The sequence below is a fragment of the Vibrio sp. ER1A genome, from assembly GCF_000733315.1.
In the GTDB taxonomy this organism is placed as follows: Bacteria; Pseudomonadota; Gammaproteobacteria; order Enterobacterales; family Vibrionaceae; genus Vibrio; species Vibrio mediterranei.
In genome coordinates this window covers 955,455-978,110 of record NZ_JPJA01000086.1, presented here as the reverse complement: position 1 = coordinate 978,110, position 22,656 = coordinate 955,455, and the positions used below count along the sequence as shown (strand labels likewise).

At 43.6% G+C, this 22,656-nt stretch carries 19 protein-coding genes and 1 pseudogene; 9 read left to right on the top strand and 11 right to left on the bottom strand.

Annotated elements, in window-relative coordinates; genetic code table 11:
* The first annotated feature begins 445 nt into the window (after positions 1 to 445).
* Positions 446 to 715, top strand: a complete 270-nt coding sequence (locus tag HW45_RS11425; RefSeq protein WP_006069509.1) for a hypothetical protein — start codon at positions 446 to 448, stop codon at positions 713 to 715.
* A gap of 84 nt (positions 716 to 799) precedes the next feature.
* On the opposite strand, the gene HW45_RS11420 is transcribed toward HW45_RS11425, so the two are convergent.
* Complete coding sequence (locus tag HW45_RS11420; protein ID WP_038227059.1) at positions 800 to 2,581, bottom strand: ABC transporter ATP-binding protein/permease; 1,782 nt, start codon at positions 2,579 to 2,581, stop codon at positions 800 to 802.
* A 355-nt stretch (positions 2,582 to 2,936) separates the two neighbouring features.
* On the opposite strand from HW45_RS11420, the gene HW45_RS11415 reads away from it, so the two are divergent.
* The 6 genes and pseudogenes from HW45_RS11415 to HW45_RS11390 all read left to right on the top strand — a co-directional run bounded on the left by HW45_RS11415 (position 2,937) and on the right by HW45_RS11390 (position 10,767).
* Positions 2,937 to 4,058 carry an ABC transporter substrate-binding protein gene (locus tag HW45_RS11415; RefSeq protein WP_235225450.1) on the top strand — a complete coding sequence of 374 codons (1,122 nt, stop codon included), beginning with the start codon at positions 2,937 to 2,939 and terminating at the stop codon, positions 4,056 to 4,058.
* A gap of 116 nt (positions 4,059 to 4,174) precedes the next feature.
* On the top strand, positions 4,175 to 5,116 hold the full coding sequence (locus tag HW45_RS11410; RefSeq protein WP_160171216.1) for a sensor domain-containing diguanylate cyclase: 942 nt from the start codon (positions 4,175 to 4,177) through the stop codon (positions 5,114 to 5,116).
* Between the two features lie 197 nt (positions 5,117 to 5,313).
* Positions 5,314 to 7,110 (top strand): extracellular solute-binding protein, encoded by a 1,797-nt coding sequence (locus tag HW45_RS11405; protein ID WP_235225488.1) that lies wholly within the window; start codon positions 5,314 to 5,316, stop codon positions 7,108 to 7,110.
* A gap of 9 nt (positions 7,111 to 7,119) precedes the next feature.
* The gene (locus HW45_RS11400) at positions 7,120 to 8,208 is read left to right on the top strand and encodes a microcin C ABC transporter permease YejB (RefSeq protein ID WP_038227056.1); all 1,089 of its coding nucleotides are present in this window, start codon (positions 7,120 to 7,122) and stop codon (positions 8,206 to 8,208) included.
* On the top strand, positions 8,209 to 9,231 hold the full coding sequence (locus HW45_RS11395; RefSeq protein ID WP_006069525.1) for an ABC transporter permease: 1,023 nt from the start codon (positions 8,209 to 8,211) through the stop codon (positions 9,229 to 9,231).
* Positions 9,232 to 9,241: 10 nt separating this feature from the next.
* Positions 9,242 to 10,767 (top strand): annotated as a pseudogene (locus HW45_RS11390) (ABC transporter ATP-binding protein).
* A 74-nt stretch (positions 10,768 to 10,841) separates the two neighbouring features.
* On the opposite strand, the gene HW45_RS11385 reads toward HW45_RS11390, so the two are convergent.
* From HW45_RS11385 to HW45_RS11370, 4 genes are all read right to left on the bottom strand, one after another.
* Complete coding sequence (locus tag HW45_RS11385; RefSeq protein ID WP_038227055.1) at positions 10,842 to 11,381, bottom strand: hypothetical protein; 540 nt, start codon at positions 11,379 to 11,381, stop codon at positions 10,842 to 10,844.
* 10 nt (positions 11,382 to 11,391) lie between these two features.
* On the bottom strand, positions 11,392 to 12,075 hold the full coding sequence (locus HW45_RS11380) for a hypothetical protein (protein WP_038227054.1): 684 nt from the start codon (positions 12,073 to 12,075) through the stop codon (positions 11,392 to 11,394).
* 73 nt (positions 12,076 to 12,148) lie between these two features.
* Complete coding sequence (locus HW45_RS28380; RefSeq protein WP_051868018.1) at positions 12,149 to 13,171, bottom strand: hypothetical protein; 1,023 nt, start codon at positions 13,169 to 13,171, stop codon at positions 12,149 to 12,151.
* A 179-nt stretch (positions 13,172 to 13,350) separates the two neighbouring features.
* Entirely contained in the window at positions 13,351 to 14,268 is a 918-nt protein-coding gene (locus HW45_RS11370; protein WP_038227053.1) for a LysR family transcriptional regulator, read from the bottom strand.
* Between the two features lie 157 nt (positions 14,269 to 14,425).
* Here HW45_RS11370 and HW45_RS11365 point away from each other — a divergent pair, with 157 nt between their 5' ends.
* The gene (locus HW45_RS11365) at positions 14,426 to 16,423 is read left to right on the top strand and encodes a methyl-accepting chemotaxis protein (RefSeq protein WP_038227052.1); all 1,998 of its coding nucleotides are present in this window, start codon (positions 14,426 to 14,428) and stop codon (positions 16,421 to 16,423) included.
* A 61-nt stretch (positions 16,424 to 16,484) separates the two neighbouring features.
* On the opposite strand, the gene HW45_RS11360 is transcribed toward HW45_RS11365, so the two are convergent.
* From HW45_RS11360 to HW45_RS11350, 3 genes are all read right to left on the bottom strand, one after another.
* Complete coding sequence (locus HW45_RS11360; RefSeq protein WP_006069530.1) at positions 16,485 to 16,952, bottom strand: YjiG family protein; 468 nt, start codon at positions 16,950 to 16,952, stop codon at positions 16,485 to 16,487.
* Positions 16,949 to 17,686, bottom strand: coding sequence for a nucleoside recognition domain-containing protein (locus tag HW45_RS11355; protein WP_006069531.1), 738 nt, complete (start codon positions 17,684 to 17,686; stop codon positions 16,949 to 16,951). The genes HW45_RS11360 and HW45_RS11355 overlap by 4 nt, the downstream gene beginning before the upstream one ends.
* A 310-nt stretch (positions 17,687 to 17,996) precedes the next feature.
* Positions 17,997 to 19,142 carry a ribosomal protein uL16 3-hydroxylase gene (locus HW45_RS11350; protein ID WP_038227051.1) on the bottom strand — a complete coding sequence of 382 codons (1,146 nt, stop codon included), beginning with the start codon at positions 19,140 to 19,142 and terminating at the stop codon, positions 17,997 to 17,999.
* 158 nt (positions 19,143 to 19,300) lie between these two features.
* On the opposite strand from HW45_RS11350, the gene HW45_RS11345 reads away from it, so the two are divergent.
* Positions 19,301 to 19,960, top strand: coding sequence for a DUF3313 family protein (locus HW45_RS11345; RefSeq protein ID WP_006069534.1), 660 nt, complete (start codon positions 19,301 to 19,303; stop codon positions 19,958 to 19,960).
* A 49-nt stretch (positions 19,961 to 20,009) separates the two neighbouring features.
* Here the strand turns inward: HW45_RS11345 and pstB are convergent, their stop codons facing one another.
* The 3 genes from pstB to pstC all read right to left on the bottom strand — a co-directional run bounded on the left by pstB (position 20,010) and on the right by pstC (position 22,635).
* Positions 20,010 to 20,756 (bottom strand): phosphate ABC transporter ATP-binding protein PstB, encoded by a 747-nt coding sequence (pstB, locus tag HW45_RS11340; protein WP_327196417.1) that lies wholly within the window; start codon positions 20,754 to 20,756, stop codon positions 20,010 to 20,012.
* A 116-nt stretch (positions 20,757 to 20,872) separates the two neighbouring features.
* The gene (pstA, locus tag HW45_RS11335; RefSeq protein ID WP_038227050.1) at positions 20,873 to 21,709 is read right to left on the bottom strand and encodes a phosphate ABC transporter permease PstA; all 837 of its coding nucleotides are present in this window, start codon (positions 21,707 to 21,709) and stop codon (positions 20,873 to 20,875) included.
* Complete coding sequence (gene pstC, locus HW45_RS11330; RefSeq protein WP_038227049.1) at positions 21,706 to 22,635, bottom strand: phosphate ABC transporter permease subunit PstC; 930 nt, start codon at positions 22,633 to 22,635, stop codon at positions 21,706 to 21,708. Before pstC ends, pstA begins: the two co-directional genes overlap by 4 nt.
* Positions 22,636 to 22,656: the final 21 nt, after the last annotated feature.

Below are 22,656 nucleotides of genomic sequence, written 5' to 3'. Positions count from 1 at the left end.
GTCGTCTACTCGACAAAAATAAGCTAGCCTCGTCACTTAGTTTGCTGGGTGGACCATATGATTCAGTGGGCGTTGTCAGTAGATTCCTGCCTTCGCAGGAATGACAGGGTTTGAGTTTGGGCATTTTCCAGTCATTAGCTCAACTCTGAAAAGAGCAATAATAAGCTAGCCTCGTCACTCAGTTTGCGGAGTGGACCATATGATTCAGTGGCGCTGTCAGTAGATTCCTGCCTTCGCAGGAATAACGGGGTTTGAGTTTGGGTATTTTTCTTTGGAAATTTGCCCATCCTGAAATGCGCAGGGGAGTCGAAGAATTACAGTGACGGGTGTTGTAAATGTCAGCGTATTAATGAGTGATCACTCAAGATTTGACAGTTTGTGTTGGCGAAATGACCAGACTTGGCTAGCTTCATAGAGTGACTACACTAACGACAAGGAGAATGCGATGGATTGTAGCTCGCTTGCGGTTTGCATGAATATTAACGGAACGGATTTGACGTTAGCATGGGGACCTAACAAAACTAAACAGCAGTGTCTTGACGAATACCACAGTATAACGGCCGACCTTAATGCTAAAACCTATACGCTCAACCTGAAAGATCATGCTGGCTCAACGCTGGTTAAACCGATTTCACACCGAAAAGCCTCTGAGTTAATGGACGAGTGGGGTGATATACAAAACAACTTGAACCAAGATCTAGATATCCACTGGTAGCGGTTCGAATAGAAGCTTCTAAGCCCTTGTTTGGATTTGACTAAACAAGGGCTTTTACACTAATGATTTGTATAACTGCCGCTATTATCTCACGATGGGCTGTTTAAACTGTAACTCCACCAAACGCTTATATAGTTCGCAATTTTCTAGCAACGAATGATGATCGCCAATATCGACCAAACGACCATGGTCTAACACCGCAATTTGATCTGCGTGCTGAATAGTTGAAAGACGGTGCGCGATGATGATAGTGGTTCTTCCGACCATTAACTCTTCTAATGCTTGTTGTACATGATGTTCACTCTCGCTATCGAGGGCGCTTGTGGCTTCATCAAGCAGAAGGATTTTTGGATCTTTGAGGATAGCGCGCGCAATAGCGATGCGTTGGCGTTGTCCTCCAGAAAGTCGCACGCCCCTTTCTCCTAGGAAGCTGTGATAGCCATCTGGCAATTGCATGATGAAATCATGGGCATGGGCTTTTTTCGCCGCTTCAATTACTTGCTCATCGGTCGCGTCTGGATTGCCGTAACGGATATTGTGAAAGACATCGTGACTAAACAAAGCGGGTTGTTGTGGAACTAGGGCCATTTGCTTGCGAAGTTCGTGAGGGTCAAACTCTCGAATATCGACGTTACCTAACTTCACTTGTCCGGCTTGAGGGTCGTAGAAACGCTGCAAAAGCTCGAATACCGTTGTTTTACCTGCTCCAGACGGCCCAACGAGTGCAAGTACTTTACCTTCGTCTGCTTTGAGTGTTAACCGTTCAGTGGCAGGTTGAGAAGGTCGGGAAGGGTAGTGGAAGGTTACATCGTCAAAGGTAACTTCAGATCGCAGCGTATTGGTAGCATTGAAGATGCTTTTGGGCGCCTTGATATGGCTGTCAACTTGCAGGATTTCGACCAAGCGCTCGGTTGCGCCTGCAGCGCGTTGCAGCTCACCTAAGACTTCTGAAATGGTCGCTAAAGAAGAAGCCACCATAATGGCGTAGAAAACAAAAGCACCAAGGTCACCGGCTGACATAGTGCCGTGGATCACGTCGCTGCCCCCAACCCAAAGCATGCCAGCAATAGCAGTAAAAACAATAACGATAACGCCAGAAATCAAGATAGCGCGCTGCTTAACGCGCCTACGTCCAATGTCATAAGCTCGTTCTACTTCCTCAGCAAAAGCCGCACGCTCTTGCGCCTCAAAACTGTAACTTTGGACCGTTTTGATATGTTCAATCGCTTCGCCTGCGTAGCTGCCTACGTCCGCCATAGAGTCTTGGCTTTGACGTGAGAGTGCTCTTACACGACGCCCGTAGAACAAGATGGGAATCAAAATAAACGGAACCGATGCTAACACAATGAGCGTCAACTTAATGTTGGTGGCAAACAGCATGATAATGGCACCAATACACATAAGCGCACTGCGCATTGCCATAGAAAAAGAAGAACCAATGATACTTTGCAATAGCGTCGTATCCGTGGTTATTCGAGACATGATATCGCCGCTGCCGTTGGTCTCAAAATAACTCGGATGCAGGGTAATGATGTGATTGAATACCGCGAGGCGAATATCTGCGCTGACGCGTTCACCAACAGAAGAAACTAAATAGAATCTAAAAAAGGTGCCAATGGAAATGCACACGGTGACCAACATGATAAATTGAATCGCATTACCCAAGTCTTGCAGTGATTGCTGAGCAAAGCCTTGGTCAATTAGGATTCGAACACCATGACCAACAGACAGAGTGAGGCCTGCGGTGAAGATGAGTGCTACCAGAGCGGCAAATACTTTGGCTTGGTATGGGCGAATGAAGTTAACCAGTTCTAATAGAATACCTAAGTTTTTGCTCTTAGCTCTGGATTGATCTTGTTGTTGCATTGATGTGCCTAATCGTTCGCTTTATTACTTAAGGTTATGGGGGTGGATTAACAAATAGCAACACTATTGCCTATTTCTGATCCCAAAAGCGTGAGCTTGAATAGCCAGAGAATGAATTTTCATGAAATATTTCAACCTAAAGCAATGATTAATATAAGTTAAATTATGCAAATTATAGAAAAGTTTCATGAGTGAGAAGGTTTCTGTGCAACGCTTTTTAGTTTTAACAAATAGGCAACCCATTGCCGATCCAATGTGGTTTTAGTCACGTTTATAAACCGAATTCCTCGCTAGTATCCTTGAAAAACAACGATAACGAACTTCGCCTACACAGTTCATAAACAAGGATAGATAGATGAAAAAAACGCTGCTTCTTACTTCTGCAATTGCTGCATCAATGGTTATCCCCGCTCACGCTGAAGAGTCGTCTTCCATGCCAAACTTGAAGATTCTCAACGAATTCTCAACTGGCTGGGTGCGTAACTTTAACCCTTGGTTTGGTGGTCGTTCAGACTTTGCTTATGAATCGCTATACATCTTCGATATCTTAGACTCGAAAAATGTCCATCCTTGGTTAGCAACAGGCTATGAACTAAGCGATGATTTGACGGTACTGACTGTTGATCTTCGTGAGGGTGTTCTTTGGTCTGATGGGAAACCGTTCACGGCTGATGATGTTGTGTTTACTTACGAGTATCCGAAAGCACATCCAGAGATCGATACCGGCGGTGTCAGCGGTAAAGTTGACAAAGTCGAGAAGGTTAATGACCTACAAGTTAAAATCTATCTAAAAGAACCGAATGCGTTTGCAGCGCGCGATGTTCTTGGTGAAACGGTTCGTATCGTCCCTAAACATATTTGGGAAGGTAATGATTCGCCAGCCCAAAGCACGAATGATAACCCGGTGGGCACGGGCCCATTCACAGAAATCCAGCGTTTTACACCACAAGTTTATGTTCAGTGTCGTAACCCAAATTACTGGAATAAAGACCTCAAAATCGACTGTTTAGAGTTCCCGCAATTCTCAAGTAACGATGCAGCGCTTGAGATGCTTTCAAAAGGAATCGTGGACTGGGCAGGTATCTTTATTCCTGATATCGAGCGTACGTTTGTTTCTAAACATCCAAATAACAAGTACTGGTTCCCATCAAACGATGGTGTTCGAATCACATTCAACTACAAAACAGAGAATGAAGGCGCAAATAAAGCCTTCCATGATGTGAACTTCCGTAAAGCGGTAAGCCTATCAATGGACCGTGAAGCCATGATGATGATTGGTTCCTATGGTTACGTTGTCGGTGGAAACCCAGCAACAAACTTACCAAAAGGTATGTGGAATTGGCGTGACGAACAAGCCGACAAAACTTGGGCTGAAGTGAACCAGTACGACATTAACAAAGCTAAGCAGTTATTAGCAGACGGCGGTTACAAATTATGTGATGTTGGTTCAAAAATGTGGAGCGTCTACCAAATTTAAACTTTTGGCTTAAAAAAAGGGATATCGTCGAAGCAATATCGCTAACTAGGGTTTAGACTCTATTATTCGATATTCAACGTTATGCACTTTTTTTACGATTTATGCTTGAACTTATATTGTCAGCACATCAAGGTTCCTCCGAAGAATTACTAGGCTTATCCGAAGTCTTTGATGCGGTGGATGCTTATATTTTCATTAAAGACAATAAAGGGAAGTACCAGTATGTGAATCGTAAAGTACTCGACAACTTTGATGTCACAATGAAAGGGATAAAAGGCAAAACGGATTGGCACCTGTTCAACTTCAGTGTTGCTAAAAAAATGCGTATCAATGACAAAAAGGTGATTGCAACTAAGAAGCCGACGCAGCAAAAAATCCCTTTCAATATCGATAATCAGGAGTTGTACCACTTAACGGTTTCGTCACCCATTATCAAGAGCGGCAAAGTGCTTGGAGTTATTGGGTTTGCTGTTGATGTCTCAAAGGATATGGAAGAACGTCAGACCTTGCTAGAAGAAGCTAACACTGATGGCCTTACCGGATGTTTCAATCGACGTTACCTGCATTTAGCCTTAGAACAGCAAAAACAGAACTTTGCTCAGAGCCAAACGCCAAGTTCACTGCTTATTATTGATGTAGATCGCTTTAAACCAATTAATGATAAATATGGTCACTCCATAGGAGATAGAGTATTAATTGACGTCGTTAAGGTTATTAAACGCTTCACGCGTGAAGAAGATATGCTGTGCCGATATGGCGGTGATGAGTTTGTACTTTTGTTGCCGGGCAGCAATATCGATCAAGCCTATGCATTAGCGGGGCGTTTGTCCGAAAAAATAGATAAGTTAACCTTTAATAGCAGCGGGGGTAAGTCGTTCAATGTTTCTTGCTCCATCGGGGTAGCTACTCATACGGTCGACGATGCGAACATCATTGAGCTGGCTGATAAAGCTTTGTATGTCTCGAAGAAAGGCTGTTCAGAAAAAGTACATATGCATTGTCCTAAAACTCAACAAATCCTTCATTGTCACTATTGTGATGCAGAAGTGAGCGCCTAGCTCCAACTGTTGCAAAGATTAACTGTTTATTAGCACGCTAGAGCCTTCCTCCCCTTGAAAACCCTGTGAAATACAGCTATTTATATCAGTATAAATACGTTTAAGCATCACGATGATGATAAGAAGAGAAAGGACGTTTCAACTCGGCCTTTCTCTATTTTGGGGAGAAAGGAATGGCGCTATTGAAGAGAGCAGCAATGGCTGTGGGAGTTGGTTTATTCACGAGTAGCGTATGGGCTGCCAATGTAATAGAGACGACAACCTTGGTGGGTTTTGGAACCGCAAAATACCCCGCAGACTTTAAACACTTCGATTATGTCAATCCTGACGCACCCAAATACGGAAAAGTAACCTACGGCCAAAACGGCACGTTTGATAACTTCAACCGATACGCCTCTCGCGGACAACCTGCTGCCGCTACTGGTAACCTCTACGATACACTTATGTTCTCTCCAAGCGATGAGATCGATGCATTTTATCCTCTGATTGCTGAGAAAGTGCGTTACTCAGACGATTATTCGTGGCTTGAAGTCGATATCAATCCTAAAGCGAAATTTAACGATGGTGTTCCTATTACCGCCAAAGACGTTGAGTTTACTTATGCCAAGTTTGTAAAAGAGGGGGTACCGCAATTTCGTGCATACTATAAAGACGTTAAAAGCGTAAAAGCAATTTCTGATCTCACTGTGCGTATCGAAATGTCGGTTCCAAATAAGGAAAAGTTATTCAGTTTAGCGCAAAGCACTCGTGTGTTGCCTGAGCACTACTGGAAAGATAAGAACTTTTCGGAGCCGTTAAATGAACCTCCTGTTGGCAGTGGTGCTTATAAGATCGTCGATTATAAGATGGGACAATCTCTAACTTACCAACTCGATGAAAACTATTGGGCAAAAGATCTTCCGGTGAATGTCGGACGCAATAACTTCAAAACGATTCAGTACGATTACTATCGTGATGACACTGTTATGTTAGAAGCATTCAAAGCAGGGGAGTTTGATTTTAGGGAAGAGTCCAGTGCTAAGTTTTGGGCTAGTTCCTATAACGGTGTGAATTTTGATAAAGGTTATATCAAGAAAGAAGAGATTGAGCACCACAAACCAATGGCTACTCAAGCATTTGTGTTTAACACGGAGCGTCCTGTATTTAGCGACCCCAAAGTGCGCGAAGCTCTAAACTACGCCATGGATTTTGAGTGGATGAACAAGAATATGTTCTATAGCCAGTACACTCGAACTCGTAGTTATTTCCAAAACACCGACTATGAAGCGAAGGGTCTACCATCTGAAGCAGAACTTGAGGTCTTAAATAAATATAAAGGTAAGATCCCAGAGCGCGTCTTCACCGATGAATATAATCCACCGGTCACAGACGGGTCAGGTCGCATCAGACCACAAATGCGCAAGGCCTTTGCACTGCTAAAAGAAGCCGGCTGGCAGTTAAAGAATAAAGTCATGACTAACATGGAAACGGGTGAGCCGCTGAGCTTTGAACTATTGATTTATAGCCCAACTTCCGAACGATTCGCGATTCCGGTGCAAAAGAACATGCGTGCTATGGGTATCTATATGCGTATTCGTACTGTCGACACTACGCAATATTTGAAACGTTGGCGTGACCGAGACTTTGACATGGTCTCATCTCGTTACACAGCACATCCATATCCAAGCTCTGACTTGAAGATTGTTTGGAACTCTAATTTCATCGATTCGACCTATAACCAAGCGGGCGTTAAGGATCCTGTTATTGATGATCTGACTGACTTGATTGAACAAAATCAGCAAAACCCTGAAAACTTATTAGCGTTGGGAAGGTCTTTAGATAGAGTACTTCAGTGGAACTTTTACATTATCCCTCAGTGGTATATCAAAAAATACCGTGTAGCCACTTGGGATAAATTTGAGCGCCCTGATGTCTTACCTACTTACGACTTAGGTGTCGATACTTGGTGGGTGTCTAAAGAGAAAGCTGAAAAGCTTCCTGCAAAACGTCGATAAGAGGGATAGATGGCGGCTTATATATTCCGGCGCTTGTTGCTGGTGATTCCAACACTTTGGGCAATTATAACCATTAACTTCTTCATTATTCAGATTGCACCTGGAGGGCCTGTAGAACAGGCTCTTGCTCAAATGCAAGGTCTGGAATCTGGAGTCATGGAGCGCTTTAGTGGCGGCGGGAGCGAGGTTGATCTTGATTCAGGCCCTAGTGATGAAGCAACGGGATACAAAGGTTCCCGTGGGCTAGATCCTGAAGTTGTAGAGGCAATTAAAAAGCAGTTTGGTTTTGATAAACCAATGCATGAACGCTATTTTGACATGCTCAAAAACTACGCGATGTTCAACTTTGGAGACAGTTTGTTTCGTGGCGGTAATGTCATAGCTCTCATTAAAGAGCGGCTGCCAGTATCGATATCATTGGGGTTATGGAGTACCCTAATTATCTACTTGATATCGATACCATTAGGCATTCTTAAAGCGATACATCATGGATCTCGCTTCGATATTTGGTCGAGCGCAGTTGTCATTGTCGGTTATGCTATCCCAGGCTTTTTGTTCGCTATTATCCTCATCATCTTTTTTGCCAGCGGCAATTATTTCAGTTGGTTCCCATTAAGAGGTTTGGTGTCGAGCAACTTTGATCAATTGACTTGGTATCAGCAAATCGTCGACTATTTTTGGCATTTAACCTTGCCGATTCTAGCTATGGTTATTGGCGGTTTTGCTACGCTCAGTATGCTGACCAAAAACTCTTTCCTAGATGAAATTAACAAGCAATATGTGGTGACAGCTAGAGCGAAAGGGCTTGATGAAAGCAGTATTCTCTACAAGCATGTATTCCGAAATGCAATGCTGATCATCATTGCCGGTTTCCCTAGTGCTTTTATCAGCATTTTCTTCACCGGTTCTATGTTGATAGAGGTCATGTTCTCGCTTGAGGGGATAGGGTTACTTGGTTTTGAATCTACTATTCAACGTGATTACCCCGTGGTATTCAGTTCTCTCTACATTATGACGTTACTAGGTCTGATCTTGAGTATTATTTCTGACTTAACTTATACGTGGGTTGACCCTCGTATCGATTTCGAGGCGCGTTAAATGGCAATGAATCCTCTTACAAGAGCTCGTTGGCAGCGTTTTAAAGCCAATAAACGTGGGTACTGGTCAACATGGGTATTCTTCGTTCTTTTTTTCTTAAGTCTGTTTGCTGAGTTTATCGCCAACGATAAGCCACTACTGGTGGAATACGACAACCAATGGTATTACCCAATTTTCACACAGTATGCAGAAACGAAGTTTGGTGGGGAGTTTGAAACAGAAGCAGATTATACCGATCCATATGTTATTGACCTTATTGAAGAAAAAGGCTTTATCATTTGGCCATTAATCCGCTTTAGCTACGATACCATCAACTACGATATAGTGGCGTCAGTTCCGTCTGCACCGGATAACGTCAACTGGCTGGGTACAGATGATAAAGGTCGGGATGTGTTAGCTCGGATTATTTATGGCTTTCGAATATCTGTATTGTTCGGCTTTATCCTAACCATAGTATCCAGTGTGATAGGTGTTGCAGTGGGTGCGACACAAGGTTATTACGGCGGTTGGATAGATTTATTCGGTCAACGCTTTATTGAAGTGTGGTCTGGCATGCCGACTCTGTTCTTATTGATTATCTTATCGAGTTTTGTTGAACCAAACTTCTGGTGGCTACTGGGTATTATGGTGCTATTCAGTTGGATGAGTTTAGTTGGTGTCGTTCGGGCTGAATTTCTAAGATGCCGAAATTTCGATTACGTGAAAGCGGCTCATGCGATGGGCGTAGACGACAAGCGAATCATGCTTAGGCATATGTTACCCAATGCGATGGTTGCGTCACTGACGATGATGCCATTCATCCTCTCTGGCTCAGTGACTACGCTAACGTCGCTAGACTTCTTAGGATTTGGTTTACCCGCAGGGTCGCCGTCGCTAGGTGAATTGCTGGCGCAAGGGAAAGCTAACCTACAAGCGCCTTGGCTTGGTTTGTCGGCGTTTGCCGTTCTATCGATAATGTTAACGCTACTTGTATTTGCTGGTGAAGCGGTACGAGACGCATTTGACCCTCATCAGCAAGGTTAATAGGCAACGTATGACGAAAGATGATCCAAAACACGTACTTGCTATTGAGGACCTTTCCGTTGGGTTTGGTAGAGGTAAGCAAGTAGAACAAGTGACCTATGATGTTTCCCTAAAAATCCGCAAAGGGGAAACTTTAGCATTAGTAGGAGAGAGTGGTTCAGGTAAATCGGTAACAGCCAACGCGATCCTTAAGCTGCTGCCGAAAGGCTCTAGCCACTATCTAAACGGTCACATTACGTTTGATGATATCGATATGCTTAATTGCTCCGAGCGGCAACTTCGAGGTATTCGAGGTGGTCGCATCGGAATGATTTTCCAAGAGCCGATGGTGTCATTGAACCCGTTGCATAAAATAGGCAAACAGCTCGTAGAAACTTTAGCGATTCACCGAGGTATGAGAACCAGTAAAGCAGAGTCGCTGGCGAGCGTCAACGTGTCATGATTGCCATGGCGCTGATTAACGAACCTGAACTCCTAATCGCTGATGAACCTACCACTGCACTAGATGTGTCGGTCCAAGCACAGATTTTGGACCTTCTGAAAGATCTACAACATGAACTCGGCATGGCGATGCTGTTTATTACTCATGATTTGAGTATTGTGCGCCGTATTGCTGATAGAGTGGCGGTCATGCAACAAGGTCGTTTGGTTGAGGTTGGCGAGTGTCATCAAGTGTTTAATGCACCTGAACATCCTTATACACAAAAGCTGATCAACTCCGACCCTAGAGGCTTACCCGTTGAGGTCTCTGCCTCCGCGAAACCACTGCTTGCTGTTGATGATTTGAAAGTTTGGTTTCCTATCACGGGTGGCTTGTTCAAACGCGTTGTCAGTCATGTCAAAGCAGTAACCAATATGCAGTTTGAACTTAAGCAGGGTTACTCGATTGGCTTAGTTGGAGAGAGCGGTTCAGGCAAATCAACGACGGGCATGGCGATTCTTAAGTTAGTTCAAAGTGAAGGTATCATTGAGTTTGATGGCCAAGACATTCAGACGTTGGACCGCAAAGGTATGTTGCCTTTTAGAAGCCGAATGCAGGTTGTGTTTCAAGATCCTTTCTCAGCACTAAACCCAAGAATGTCTGTGGCACAGGTCATTGGAGAAGGATTAAGAGTTCATTTTGAGCACGACGAGGCAACTCTAGAAAAGATGATTTGTGACGTGATGCAAGAGGTGGACTTAGACCCTGAAACAAGACACCGATATCCAAATGAGTTCTCTGGAGGACAAAGGCAGCGTATTGCGATTGCAAGGGCATTGATTCTCAAACCAGAATTTATCTTGCTAGATGAGCCTACGTCTTCTCTAGATAGAACAGTGCAAGCACAAGTTCTTGATTTGCTCAAAGAGCTACAAATAAAACATGGGCTGACTTATCTATTTATTAGCCACGACTTGAATGTTGTAAAGTCACTTTGCCATTACACCATCGTAATGAAAGATGGCGAAATTGTGGAGCAGGGCGATACACAAACGCTGTTCGCAACACCTCAAAAAGACTACACAAAGACCTTGGTTTCGTTATCGGCATTCTAGAATGGCTGCGAGAAAAATCCCCCTACCAAAACAGAGAGGTAGGGGGTGAGCTACCAATGAAACTTGGCAAAAATCTAAAAGCTCCAGCCGATTCGTGTAATGAAGTGAGTGAGCTGCCCATTGTGAGAGTCCACTAAGCTGGTTTCTAATCCTCCTGATAGAGTTAAACCAAAATCGAAACTAGCAAGTACTCCGGTGCCTAATGCAAGAGCTTTGTTGTCCTCATCTTTATAACGATAATCACCTACACCGCCTGAGAAATAGAACGCGACGTTATCAGTAAATCCGTAAGAAGCACCGAGCATATAGGTTTGAAGTGACGGCTTTTCTCCGCGTATCTCAGAGTATTTTAAGTGTTGGTAACTCAATAGCGGCGCCCAGCCATCCTTACTAGGCATTTTTCCAGCCATGGCACCGATATTGTGTTGTAGAGAGTTGCTCCATGTGTCGCTCCAAGCAAAGCCTGCTGACACGAATAGTTTGTTTTTGTCTTCACTGTTAATAGCGTCGTCTTGCTTCGCTTCCGCAAGTGAAAGCCCTCCTAATAAAAGGAAGACTGTTGCAATTAATTTAGATATCCAAGATGGTTTAGCTTGCTCTGATTGCATATTCATATTGTCACTTCTATTTAAAGTTGAGATTGAAACCAAATTCGTAAGTACCTTCCGTGGTTCGAGGTTCACCTGGACGCACACGGTGCTGCCCATATCGGTACTTCACATAGGGTTCAATGTATTTAGGTTTAAAAGTAAGAGTAAAGTCGGCGTGATAAATACTAGGCTCTAGTGTGGTTTCCGACATAATTCGCTCGTGGTTTAACGAGTAGCTAAAGTTAAGCCAGTTAATTGGCGTATAACTTGTTCCAATGCTCGCTTTCCATTCTCGATGAGTGTTGAAGTTTGGACTTAAAATCGGGAAGTCATCACTTTGAAATACACTCTTACGCCATTCGTACGACGTAGAACCGAAAATTAAGACTTCATTGGTGAGCATTTTTCCAGCGAAAACGCCAAGGTTATATATATCAGCGAGGTCGGCCCTACCGTATGTGGCGAACGCTTCGGTATAGGTTTCTCCTAGTAACATACCGTAGCCAGCTCCTAGCTCGAGGTAACCAGTCGAATCGACCTCAAACCCAAGGTTTATTTCTTCAGTCGCTTGAACTGTTCCAGAAAGCGTTCCAACCCAAGTATCACCAACCTTTGATGTTTGAAAACTCATTGTTGGTTCGTAATACGACAGTTCGTGATGGTCCGCCATTACCAATATAGGTAGAAACGCCATCGCTGTAACAATGTATTTATTCATGTTTCATTCGCTCAAAATAAAAGGAGTCGAATAAATCCGACTCCTTTGGTTTTATTTTATTATTGTGTTTCTATTAAGAGCGACCAACACGGTCTTTAACTGCCTGTTTAATTTGCTGGCGTTGTTCTTGGGTTAGAGATTGAAGTTTAGATTTCAATTCCTGACGATCGATATCGTTACTAGGAAGGTGCCCAACACTGCCTTCAATTTTGTCTCGGAAGAACGCTTTTGCCTGTTCATTCGCATGAATGCTTACAATCTTACCATGTTGGTCAGTTGTAAATTCAACATCTCCTCCGTTGAAGCCAGAAACGCGAACTATCACTGTTCCGTCTGGTCCTTCAAAACGGTCTACTTGCTTAATGATTCGGTCATTACCAAAGCCTGGGTCAGTTTCAATTGGGTGGTCTATTTCAGGAGCGTCCCAACCAATACGACTAATTACACCATTGTCGATTGTTATTGCTAGGCGACCTTTGCCAGGAACTTTAATCTCAACGTATCCGCCATAGTTGATTACTTGAATTAACTTTACCTCGCCAGAATCACCAATGACTACTTCATAAGTGCCTGTTCCATCGACAACATTGTCTGTTGGAGTAACTGTTCCGACGGTTTCTCCGTTGAATTTTAGTTCGCCTGTTTCAGTATCTATGTACCAGACATCACTTACGTCTGGACCATCAAAACCTGGGTCACGCTCACTGTGAATAACGTCTGATACGATAAGGCGACCATTCTCTACGTGTAAGCGATACTCGTCACCAGTCTCCAAACGGAGTATTAGTGATTCACCTTCTTTTTGTACATGACCAACAATTTCTGCTTGGTCATTGATAACTGCGTTTCCGTCAGTAACGAAGAAGTTTTCGCCGTTGACGTTGATTAGAGCTTGGCCTTCTGAGTTACCTGTAACTACAACGTTGTTACCATTGTCACCCTTTATTAAGACTGAGTTGGTGTCTTCATTGTATATGACATCAGCAACGCCATCTTGTGGTGCAGGGCCAGACTCGCCACCATTACTAGAACCACTAGATGAACAACCCGCTAAAAATGATGCCGCGATAACTGCACTGATTAATTTAAGTTTCATTTGTATCTCTCAAAAATGTGTTGGAACAAAAGGATGCGTCTTGCTTATGAGTTGGCGTTCCTGGCCGATGAGAGAAGTCTATTTAAATGGAAAAAAAGGCTCTAATGAAAGGCTTTAATAAGGCAGATTACCCTAAGTTATTAATAAGGAAGGGGAATGGAAGTGATAACCAAAGGTTATCACTTGTTTAGGATATCGGACAACATGGTTCGTAACCATTGAGTGGTTGGGTTATTTCGGTGTTTAAAGTGGTAGAAAGCGTTTATATCTGTATTGATCTCAGTGTTTCCAAATAAAATATCTAGCGCACGGAGTCCAGGGTGTGCATCCAAATTTAAGTACTTAGAACCTGGGAAAAGGATGTCGCTGTTCTTAACTACATCAATAACCGCCGAGGGCAGCTCTGAACGAAAAACCACATTGGGCTGGAATCCACGCATCTTTAACATTTTTTCTGCATGTGACAAGTTTGAATTCCAATCTGCAGCAATAAGGGTAGCGATTTCAAATTCGACACCATCCTGGAACTCAACATGGTCTTTCTCATATGGATGCTCTTTTCTGACGTACGCTTTAAATCTATCCGCAACCATGTGTTTCTGAATCACTTCTTTGGGTGCATGAGAGATCCCATAGTTCATACCAATGTGAACATCTCCATTTACCAGATCTTGAAGCGTGGTTTTACTCCAATTGAGCAGGTGTATTTGTACATTAGGCGCTTCTATCCTGACTTTAGATAGAAACGGGCTTGCTATACCAGATAAAAAGTAGGGAGAAATCGCGATTTTTATTACGCCATCGAGCTGTGATGGGGAGAACTTCGAGCTATGATTCACTGCGCTGGATAAGTCATCGAGTATCGGTCCAATTGCTTCTGCCAATTGTGTCGCTTTTTGAGTCGCTCTCAATCCATGATGAGTCTTAACAAACAGCTCATCATCAAAATGGTCACGTAGACGTTGGAGCGCTTTACTAATAGCAGGTTGCGATACAAATAGCCTTTCTGACGCTTTTCGCATATTGCGTTCTTGATTAAGAATGATGAAGGTTCTTAGTAGGTTCAAATCTAGGTTCGCGAATAGATCTTTTGCCATTAGAAAGTTCCTAATACTGCTTAGCATTTACTCAATAATAAGTACAAACACTTACCTTCGCAAAGAGTTGGTAACAAATCGTAAAACAAAACATTGAATTTTCGAGATAGATGCCGATATAGTGATAAATTAATCAGGATTTTATAGAGGTTTAAGGATGAAGCTCTCGATATCGGGTAAGCTCAGAACAAGTTTTCTGGCGCTTGGCGTACTTTTTATCGTCTCATCACTTTTTGTGTATCGCAGTGTAGAAAGCGTGCAAGCAGACACCCAGTCTTTGTTATTACATGACCTTCCAACGGTCGATGCCAGTCGGCAACTTGGTCAGTCTATTCAAGAAACGGTTTCAGAATTGCGAGGCTTTCTGCTCTTAGTGGGCTCTGAAGAGCAAGTCGAAAGCTATCGTGGAGAGGTTCTCTCAAAAACAGATCTAGTTGATATCCAGTTGATTAGCTTGGAGTCATTGATTTCTTCTCAGCAATACCAAGTCATCAATGATGAATGGAGCACTATTAAAGCCACTTCAGCTGATATTTTAGCAATAAGCCATACCGATGAAAATTTACCGGCGCATTCTCTATTTATTAATGAAGCCGCTCCTATTGCGGAAGTGGCTCTCGATCAGTTGCAAGGACTTATCAATGATGAAGCCGGAAAAACGGAAGGTGGAGAGAGAAAGCGACTCTTTAAGCTTTATGCCGATGGTTATAACTCTCTCGCAAATGCATTAGCGGCGCTACGTGACTACTTGCAATATGGTGCGCAAGATTATCTAGATAAGTATGCGGACTTGATGAAATTCCACGACCAAGTCGTGACCCAAATTGGTTACAAGCAATCGTTCATGAGTGATAGTGACCAGAGCTTATGGTCTCTATTTAACGAAATGAAAGCGTTGTATGTTCCGCTAGCAAAGCAAGTTATTGAGATACGACAATCGGATGGTTGGAATCGCTCGAATAGTCTGATGTCTGACACTTTGCTGCCTGCGATTAATGTGGTTCAAAATGAACTGAATGGTATCGTTAGCGCACAACAACAAAAAGCGTCATCGACAGAACAAAGTATCAGCAGTAGCGTGACCGCACTTATTACGGTGTTAGGTATCAGTTGTATTGCAGTACTTGTCGCAGCGTTTGTCATTTCTCATATTATGGGACGCCAAATAGGAGGGCGTATTTCCCTTATTGTCAAACGAGCTCAAATAATCGCGGAAGGTAACGTTTCGAGTGAACCACTGGCGGTGTCTGGCAGTGATGAGCTTGCTGATTTGACCAAATCTATTAACGCCATGAACCATGCACTCGCAACATTAGTTGGTCAAGTGACCAATAGTGTAGAAGCTGTTGAACTGAGGATGGGCGATTTAACTCAAAACAGCCGTGAAAGTTTGACTAAAGTTGAACAGCAGTCACAACATGTCGATGAAATCGGTCACTCTTTGTCTGAGGTTGCGGTAGGGTCTGAGCAAACGGCCAGTCAAGTACAGTTGTCGTCCTCTGCATTGGTTGATGCAAAACAAGAACTGGTTTCTGGTGAGGACGTGTTGACTGAAAACCATACCAACATGACTTCGTTAGTCACGACCATTGAAACAACTCAGCAGTTAGTTGAACAATTAAGTAACGAGAGTCAAGCGATCGGTAAAGTGACTGAGGTTATCGAAGGGCTAGCAGAGCAAACCAACTTACTGGCACTGAACGCAGCGATAGAAGCTGCGAGGGCTGGAGAACAAGGGCGAGGCTTTGCCGTTGTTGCTGACGAGGTGCGAATGCTGGCTAGTAGAACGACGGAATCGACAACGGAAATCAACACTATCATTCAAGCTATTCGAACTTCCACAAGTAAAGTTGTAGAGCAAATCAATGTCGGCACCACCATAGCATCCGAAGCTATGGAACAAACTAGTGGCGCATTGAGTCGAATTCAATCATCTGGTGAACAGGTAGAGCTCGTAAATGACCAGATGGCAAGCTTAGCGGCAACCGCGGAGCAGCAGGCGGTGGCTACTCAGTCTATTTCGAAGCTTGTTAACGAGATTAATGAATCGCTTAAATTAGTAGCGGAACAATCTCGCACAACAAACCATGTGACGGAGCAAGTCACCAGCAACGTAGGGGAGTTGCACGCTCAAGTCGCTAAATTCAAGGTCTAGAAAACAAAAAATGCCCTTCATATGAAGGGCATTTTCTTTACATATGTTAAGCGCTGCTGAGTTAAACCAAAATGTTCATTAGGAACATAGCGCCAAACGCGTTCAAGACAGAAATTGCAATCATTACTGGGATATAACGACCCTCTGTACCGATTGGCCCCATGATACGTCCCATATATTGAATTTGAGAACCCATCAAATAGATAGCTGGAGCTAGGATGGCAATATGAGTGCCGTTTAGAATGCCTTGGTCGAATAAAGTGATTACCACACCGACGGCACCGCCCATAGACATCCAAGCACCGATAAGTACAGCAGCAGCTTCACCCGGTAGGCCAAATACAGCCATCACAGGAGAGAATAAAGCGCCCATTGCATCTAATGCGCCTGTTATCTGTAGCGCTTTAATAATGACAAACGCCATTAGAACGTTAGGGACTGTAGATGTGGTCGCAATAACCCAACCTTTCTTAGCACCTTCAACAAAGATGTCCGTCACCATAGGTTTTTTCGCTTTTACTTCACTCATGATGTCGCCTCTTGTTTAGTCATAGTTTCGTCGTCTTTATTCGACTTGTCTTCTTTACCTTCAGTGATATTTAGGTAAACACGGAATAGATTGGCACCGACAAACTTAAATAGGAACATAACGGCTACCGCTAAACCGATTGAGGAAGAAACAGCTAGTGAGCCGTCCATCATCGTTAACGTAAACAGCACCGCGCCAGAAGAGAAGAAGTTAACAATTGCTGCACCAGCAGTGAACTGGAACATAGTGAAGACATCCGTTTCGCGTTTGGTCAAATGACCTTCGTCTTTCAACTGTCGAGTCATCGCAGCACCCGCATCAGTACTTTGAAGTGAAGCGATAAGTGCCAAGCCGGAGTTTCCTGGGATACCCATTAAAGGACGGAGAAGAGGAGAAAGAAGCTTGCGAGCCGCATCAAGTGCTCCGTAGTGCTCTAAAACATTGATCATGCCCAGTGCAAACATAACGGTTGGAATTAGTGTTAGTGCAAAAATGAATCCGTCACGAGCACCGCTACCACCAACACCTCGAAACGAAGTGGTAGCAGCTTGTACGCCAGCTTCCGTTTCAGTTACGTTGTGGGCAACTTGTCCAAATGCGCCGTTGAGTGTTGTAAAGTCAAATACCCCATACCATTCGTTGGATTGGAGTAACCCAGAGAAAAACACAATAGCAAAAGCTAGCGCAATGTAGCTTCCTATCGTTACCTTACGTTCTTTAGTTGAATCAGTCATATGACAGCCTTGAGATAGTGGAACAGTGTGCATATTTTGAGGAGTTTGATGTGCTAGAGAGATGATCGCGGTCAATTAGAATATGTATTTATATGAAGCGACTGTAACAAAATATATATCTGTGAATTAGCTTTGAAATTAGATATAGCTCTGCTAATCCCAAGGTTAAATTTTCTAATGAGAGTGAATGATATCTTCGTTTTTATGTTGCGCGTTGGATAATGTATTGACGGTAAAACGAAATGAGTAAGGCGAGATTATTAATACGCACTTGCATTGAAGTGAGGCAAGTGCGCCTGTTGAGTGACGGCTATTCTACGAACCAGTAACCTTTGTTTACTAGTTCAGTGATTAATGAAACCAATGCTGAGCTTTGGGTCAAACATTCACCACTATTTTCAAGAGAGATTGCATCTTGGTCAGTGAGCAGTTTTGCGAAGTTCGTTAACTCTTCAGGAATTTTGAACATCTCTCCGTTTACATAGATGATGTTTGGTTCTGCTTCGTGTATAAGCGCTCTTAGCCCCAATACTTTGAATATCTCGCCACCATTCTCTAGGTGCTGATACACATCCTCGCAACTCCACTTTGAACTAGGTTCAATAATGTTAAGTTGGTGTCGAGATTGGCTCAGCATGCATCCCATAAAATCTTTGATAGTGTCTTCGTCATCCAGTTTCGATTTTAGCATGCTGACTAGGGATTCTAAGTCGCTCGTTGAAATCTTACCAAAGTTGTCTTGTGTGCGAAGCTCGGGCTTGTGGAGATGCTCATCACCATAATCGTGAGCCAAAATGTAATCTGCGAAGTTACTAATAAGTTCTTGTTCTTTTGGAGAGCGGAATCCAACAGAGTAGCTCATTGAAAGTTCAAGGGCGTATCCATCGTGTGGGAAACCAGGTGGAATGTAAAGAATGTCACCGGGTTCCAAAATGTCATCAATCTCTGCTTCGAAAGATTCGATTTGGCGTAGCGCTTCATGGCGCTGAGTTTCTTTATACTGTCCAACATCTTTTGCGCCAACTCGCCAATGACGTTTACCCATACCCTGAATAATGAATACATCATATTGATCGATATGAGGACCAACACCACCACCCTCGACAGAGTAGCTAATCATTAGATCATCAAATAACCATTGCGGCATAGTTTGAAAAGGTTTAACAAGTTGCGCTGCGCCGTCATGCCAATGGTTCGCCGCCTGAACGATAAAAGACCAATTACTCTCAGGCAGAGAGGCGAACTTATCATCACCAAAAGGACCGTGTTCGGCTTGCCAATTATTATCAAGATTAGATACAAAACGTGAGTCGACCACTTCTTCCATCGTTAATCCTGCGAGCTCCTCGGGAGTGAGAGGGTCTTGAAATTCAGCGAATCCCCCCTTGATGATTGTTGGCTGTTTTTGCCAATAATTGCGTAAGAACTCGTCGAGAGAGATGGTCAATTTATACATGGTTTTACCTAGTCTTCGTTTGATTGCGGAGGGATTCTAACAAAAACAGCTAGCAACACCCACGATAATCACGATGGCTCACGTTTTTCACTCTCGACACTGTTTATTAAGTGAGTGGCGCCTATGCTTGAAAGGTGACAATTGAGGAGGTCCGGAGCTTGAAAGTAAAAATCTTGGTGTTATCGATGATGTTAGCTGTGACGGGATGTACAAATACGCTTCCAACGCAGTCAGACTATAAGCCGCAAGACAGTTATCGACACTTTGCGGTGGAAACCATAGGTACGTATGACGGCGTTTCTTGGTATGAACAAGGCTTTAGTCTCAATAACTACGCTGCTCTAGAATTAGGAACCGTCACCGCGGAGCGTAAAGCAAACCAAGCGTATGTGTCACAGAGTGTCGTTGATACATTGCGCTCTGAACTTGAGCAATCGCTACGAAAGCGAATAGAAAATCACTCTGTGAAATCATCGATGAATAGCAAACAAACTCTGGAAGTGGCTGTTGATGTACAGAACATTGAAGGAGTTTCCGGTGCAGTGAAGCCAACGGATTTCATTCCTATTGGTGCGGTTATCGATTTAGCTAAGGTTGTTTCAGGCACACGTGATCGTAACCTGCGATTGATTGTGTCCGTCGAACTTGTTGAGAGCGAGAGCAAACAAGTAGTAGGAAAGAGATTATTCGTTATCACTGATAAAGGGGTATTGGAGAATCGAAACTCAGAAATAACAGTAAAGTTACTTGAGCCAGATGTTAAAGAAATCTCTGATAACGTTTCTGCTTTCATCGAATATTTGAGTCAGAGAAGTTAGCCCACTCGATAAGAGCGGGCCATGAAGATGAGTCGTTGGTTGCGTAATACTAACCAAAGTCCCCTGAAATATAGCGCCTTGTGCGCTCGTTTGCCGGGTTATGGAAGATGGTCTCAGTAAGGGAAAACTCTTCGAGTTCTCCCAAATACATAAAGCCTGTGTAGTCAGAGATACGCATTGCTTGTTGCATATTATGTGTGACGATAACGATCGTGTATTTCTCTCGTAACTCTGTGATTAAGGTTTCTATTGCGGCAGTCGCAATAGGATCAAGCGCCGAAGTCGGTTCATCCATCAAAATAACTTCAGGCTCAAGGGCAATCGTACGTGCAATACATAGCCGTTGCTGCTGCCCACCCGAAAGGCCATTCGCATCGTGATGCAACTTATCTTTTACTTCTTCCCATAGGTGCGCTCGTTTAAGTGCCGATTGAATACGAGCGTCAATCTCGGCTTTTGATAGCTCGCCTTGTATCTTTAACCCAAACGCCATGTTGTCGTAAATAGACATTGGGAATGGTGTGGGTTTTTGGAATACCATCCCGACTTTAGAGCGCAGTTCATTTACATCGGTATTAGAAAATATGGATTCGCCATCAAGAAGAATCTCACCTTCTGCGTATTGGTTACCATAAAGATCATAAATGCGATTTAAGGTACGCAGTAGCGTGGATTTTCCACAGCCTGACGGTCCAATTAGTGCCGTTACTCGGTTTTTATAAATCGGCATTGACACATTCTTCAATGCTGGATTTAGCCCTTTAGCATAGAAAAAGTTTAGATTCTGAATATCCATGCGGTGTGTCAGATTCGACACGTCGTTGGCGTTGTTTGTCTCACAATCAAGGGTAGAAATGCAGCTTCCAAGAATGGATTGTTCGCTATTTTGAATTATGTTTGCAGTCGCCATATTTATGCCTTTCTCGCTTTTAGAAGTTTCGGCAAAGCTGTTGCCGTGATATTAACAATCAAAATAAAGGTGGTAACGATGAGAGCGCCCGCCCATGCTAGTTCTTGCCAAGAGGCGAAAGGACTCATAGCAAATTGATATATGGTGACAGGCAAGTTAGCCATTGGTTTGCTCAAATCAGTAGTTAAGAAACTGCTGTTCAATGAAGTGAAAAGCAGAGGAGCCGTTTCGCCAGAAATACGTGCGATAGACAGTAATACGGCAGTCATAATTCCGGGTCCAGCGGCTCGATATCCAAGCTGGGTGATGACTCGCCACTTCGGAGCGCCTAGGCCACTTCCTGCTTCTTTCAATGTTGGCGGAACCAAGCGTAGCATCTCTTCTGTCGACGCTACGATTACAGGTAACGCCAATATTGCTAATGCAATTGCACCTGCCCAGCCTGAATAACCTCCGGTTGGAACCACGATAACCGCATAAACAAACAAGCCAACTAGGATTGAAGGCGCACTCATAAGCATTCCGTTTAGGAAGCGAATTGATTCGGCAACTTTATTGCCAGGCTGAGCCTCTGCTAACCATGTTCCAGCAAGTACCCCGATAGGTGTAGCTATGAGGATACCTATAGTGGTGAGCATTAAGCTCCCTAATAGAGCATTTTTGAGTCCACCGTGACTGCCAGGACCTGGAGTAATCTCAGTAAAGACTGCCCACGTGATGCCTTTGATTCCTTCACCCACTAAGGTATACAGTACGCAAGCCAATACAAACACACCACATGCTGCAGAGAAGGTACAGAATGCAAGAAACAGCTGATTCTTTAGCTTTCTTATTTTCATGATGCTCTCCCTACTAGACGACGAGCAAATCCCATCACGAAGAACGTAATAAAGAAAAGTACAACGCCAAGCGCAATCAGTGATGCAATATGCGTTGGGTCGGTGGCTTCATTAAACTGCTGAGCGATCGTCGATGAGATTGATGCAGCAGGCATAAAGAAAGAAGTTTCAATACGGTTTGCACCTCCAATCACAAATGCGACCGCCATGGTTTCGCCTAGTGCTCGACCCAAACCCAGGATACCAGCACTCACGGTTGCATTTTTAACTTTAGGAATCAGTACCTTGGTAATCACCTCAAAAGGTGTCGCTCCGGTACCATAAGCTGCTTCTCTCAACACATTGGGGATAGACTTTAGTGCATCTCGTGTAAGTGACGTCATGATTGGTAAAATCATGAAGGACAGAATAATGCCCGCAGTAAGAAGTCCGATGCCAATAGGCGGACCATTAAACCAAGGTCCGATGATGGGGATTTCAATAAGGTGTTGACCAGCCCAGGTTTGGAAGCCATTTGAGAACCAAGGAGAAAAGACAAAAAGACCCCACATACCATAAATAATGCTCGGAATAGCCGCTAGCAATTCGATCGCTTTACTTACCGGTACGCTGACCCATTTAGGCGCTAACTCGGCGAGAAATATTGCTGTACCTAAGGCAATAGGGACGGCAATAATAATGGCAATTAGTGATGTCACTAGAGTACCGTAGATGGCTGACGCAGCGCCGAACTGACCTCGAATTGGATCCCACACGTTATGGAATACAAAGCCCGGTCCGAATTCTTTAAATGCAGGCCATCCTCCATCAATGAGTGACAGTAAGATTCCAGAAAGAGTAACAAGAATAAGTAGGGCACTAGTAAAGCTCAATCGTTCGAAAATTGAGTCGCCATTTACTTTGTTGGATAAAGTTAAAGTAGTCATAATACTGGGAATACGAGCCTG

Coding starts and splice junctions, on each gene's coding strand:
- HW45_RS11360 (WP_006069530.1), bottom strand. CDS start 16,952: ATGAGTGAAGTAAAAGCGAAAAAACCTATGGTGACGGACATCTTTGTT.
- HW45_RS11405 (WP_235225488.1), top strand. CDS start 5,314: ATGGCTGTGGGAGTTGGTTTATTCACGAGTAGCGTATGGGCTGCCAAT.
- HW45_RS11395 (WP_006069525.1), top strand. CDS start 8,209: ATGGCAATGAATCCTCTTACAAGAGCTCGTTGGCAGCGTTTTAAAGCC.
- pstA (WP_038227050.1), bottom strand. CDS start 21,709: ATGAAAATAAGAAAGCTAAAGAATCAGCTGTTTCTTGCATTCTGTACC.
- HW45_RS11355 (WP_006069531.1), bottom strand. CDS start 17,686: ATGACTGATTCAACTAAAGAACGTAAGGTAACGATAGGAAGCTACATT.
- pstB (WP_327196417.1), bottom strand. CDS start 20,756: ATGGATATTCAGAATCTAAACTTTTTCTATGCTAAAGGGCTAAATCCA.
- HW45_RS11365 (WP_038227052.1), top strand. CDS start 14,426: ATGAAGCTCTCGATATCGGGTAAGCTCAGAACAAGTTTTCTGGCGCTT.
- HW45_RS11400 (WP_038227056.1), top strand. CDS start 7,120: ATGGCGGCTTATATATTCCGGCGCTTGTTGCTGGTGATTCCAACACTT.
- HW45_RS11350 (WP_038227051.1), bottom strand. CDS start 19,142: ATGTATAAATTGACCATCTCTCTCGACGAGTTCTTACGCAATTATTGG.
- HW45_RS11415 (WP_235225450.1), top strand. CDS start 2,937: ATGAAAAAAACGCTGCTTCTTACTTCTGCAATTGCTGCATCAATGGTT.
- pstC (WP_038227049.1), bottom strand. CDS start 22,635: ATGACTACTTTAACTTTATCCAACAAAGTAAATGGCGACTCAATTTTC.
- HW45_RS11425 (WP_006069509.1), top strand. CDS start 446: ATGGATTGTAGCTCGCTTGCGGTTTGCATGAATATTAACGGAACGGAT.
- HW45_RS11380 (WP_038227054.1), bottom strand. CDS start 12,075: ATGAATAAATACATTGTTACAGCGATGGCGTTTCTACCTATATTGGTA.
- HW45_RS11385 (WP_038227055.1), bottom strand. CDS start 11,381: ATGAATATGCAATCAGAGCAAGCTAAACCATCTTGGATATCTAAATTA.
- HW45_RS11420 (WP_038227059.1), bottom strand. CDS start 2,581: ATGCAACAACAAGATCAATCCAGAGCTAAGAGCAAAAACTTAGGTATT.
- HW45_RS11370 (WP_038227053.1), bottom strand. CDS start 14,268: ATGGCAAAAGATCTATTCGCGAACCTAGATTTGAACCTACTAAGAACC.
- HW45_RS28380 (WP_051868018.1), bottom strand. CDS start 13,171: ATGAAACTTAAATTAATCAGTGCAGTTATCGCGGCATCATTTTTAGCG.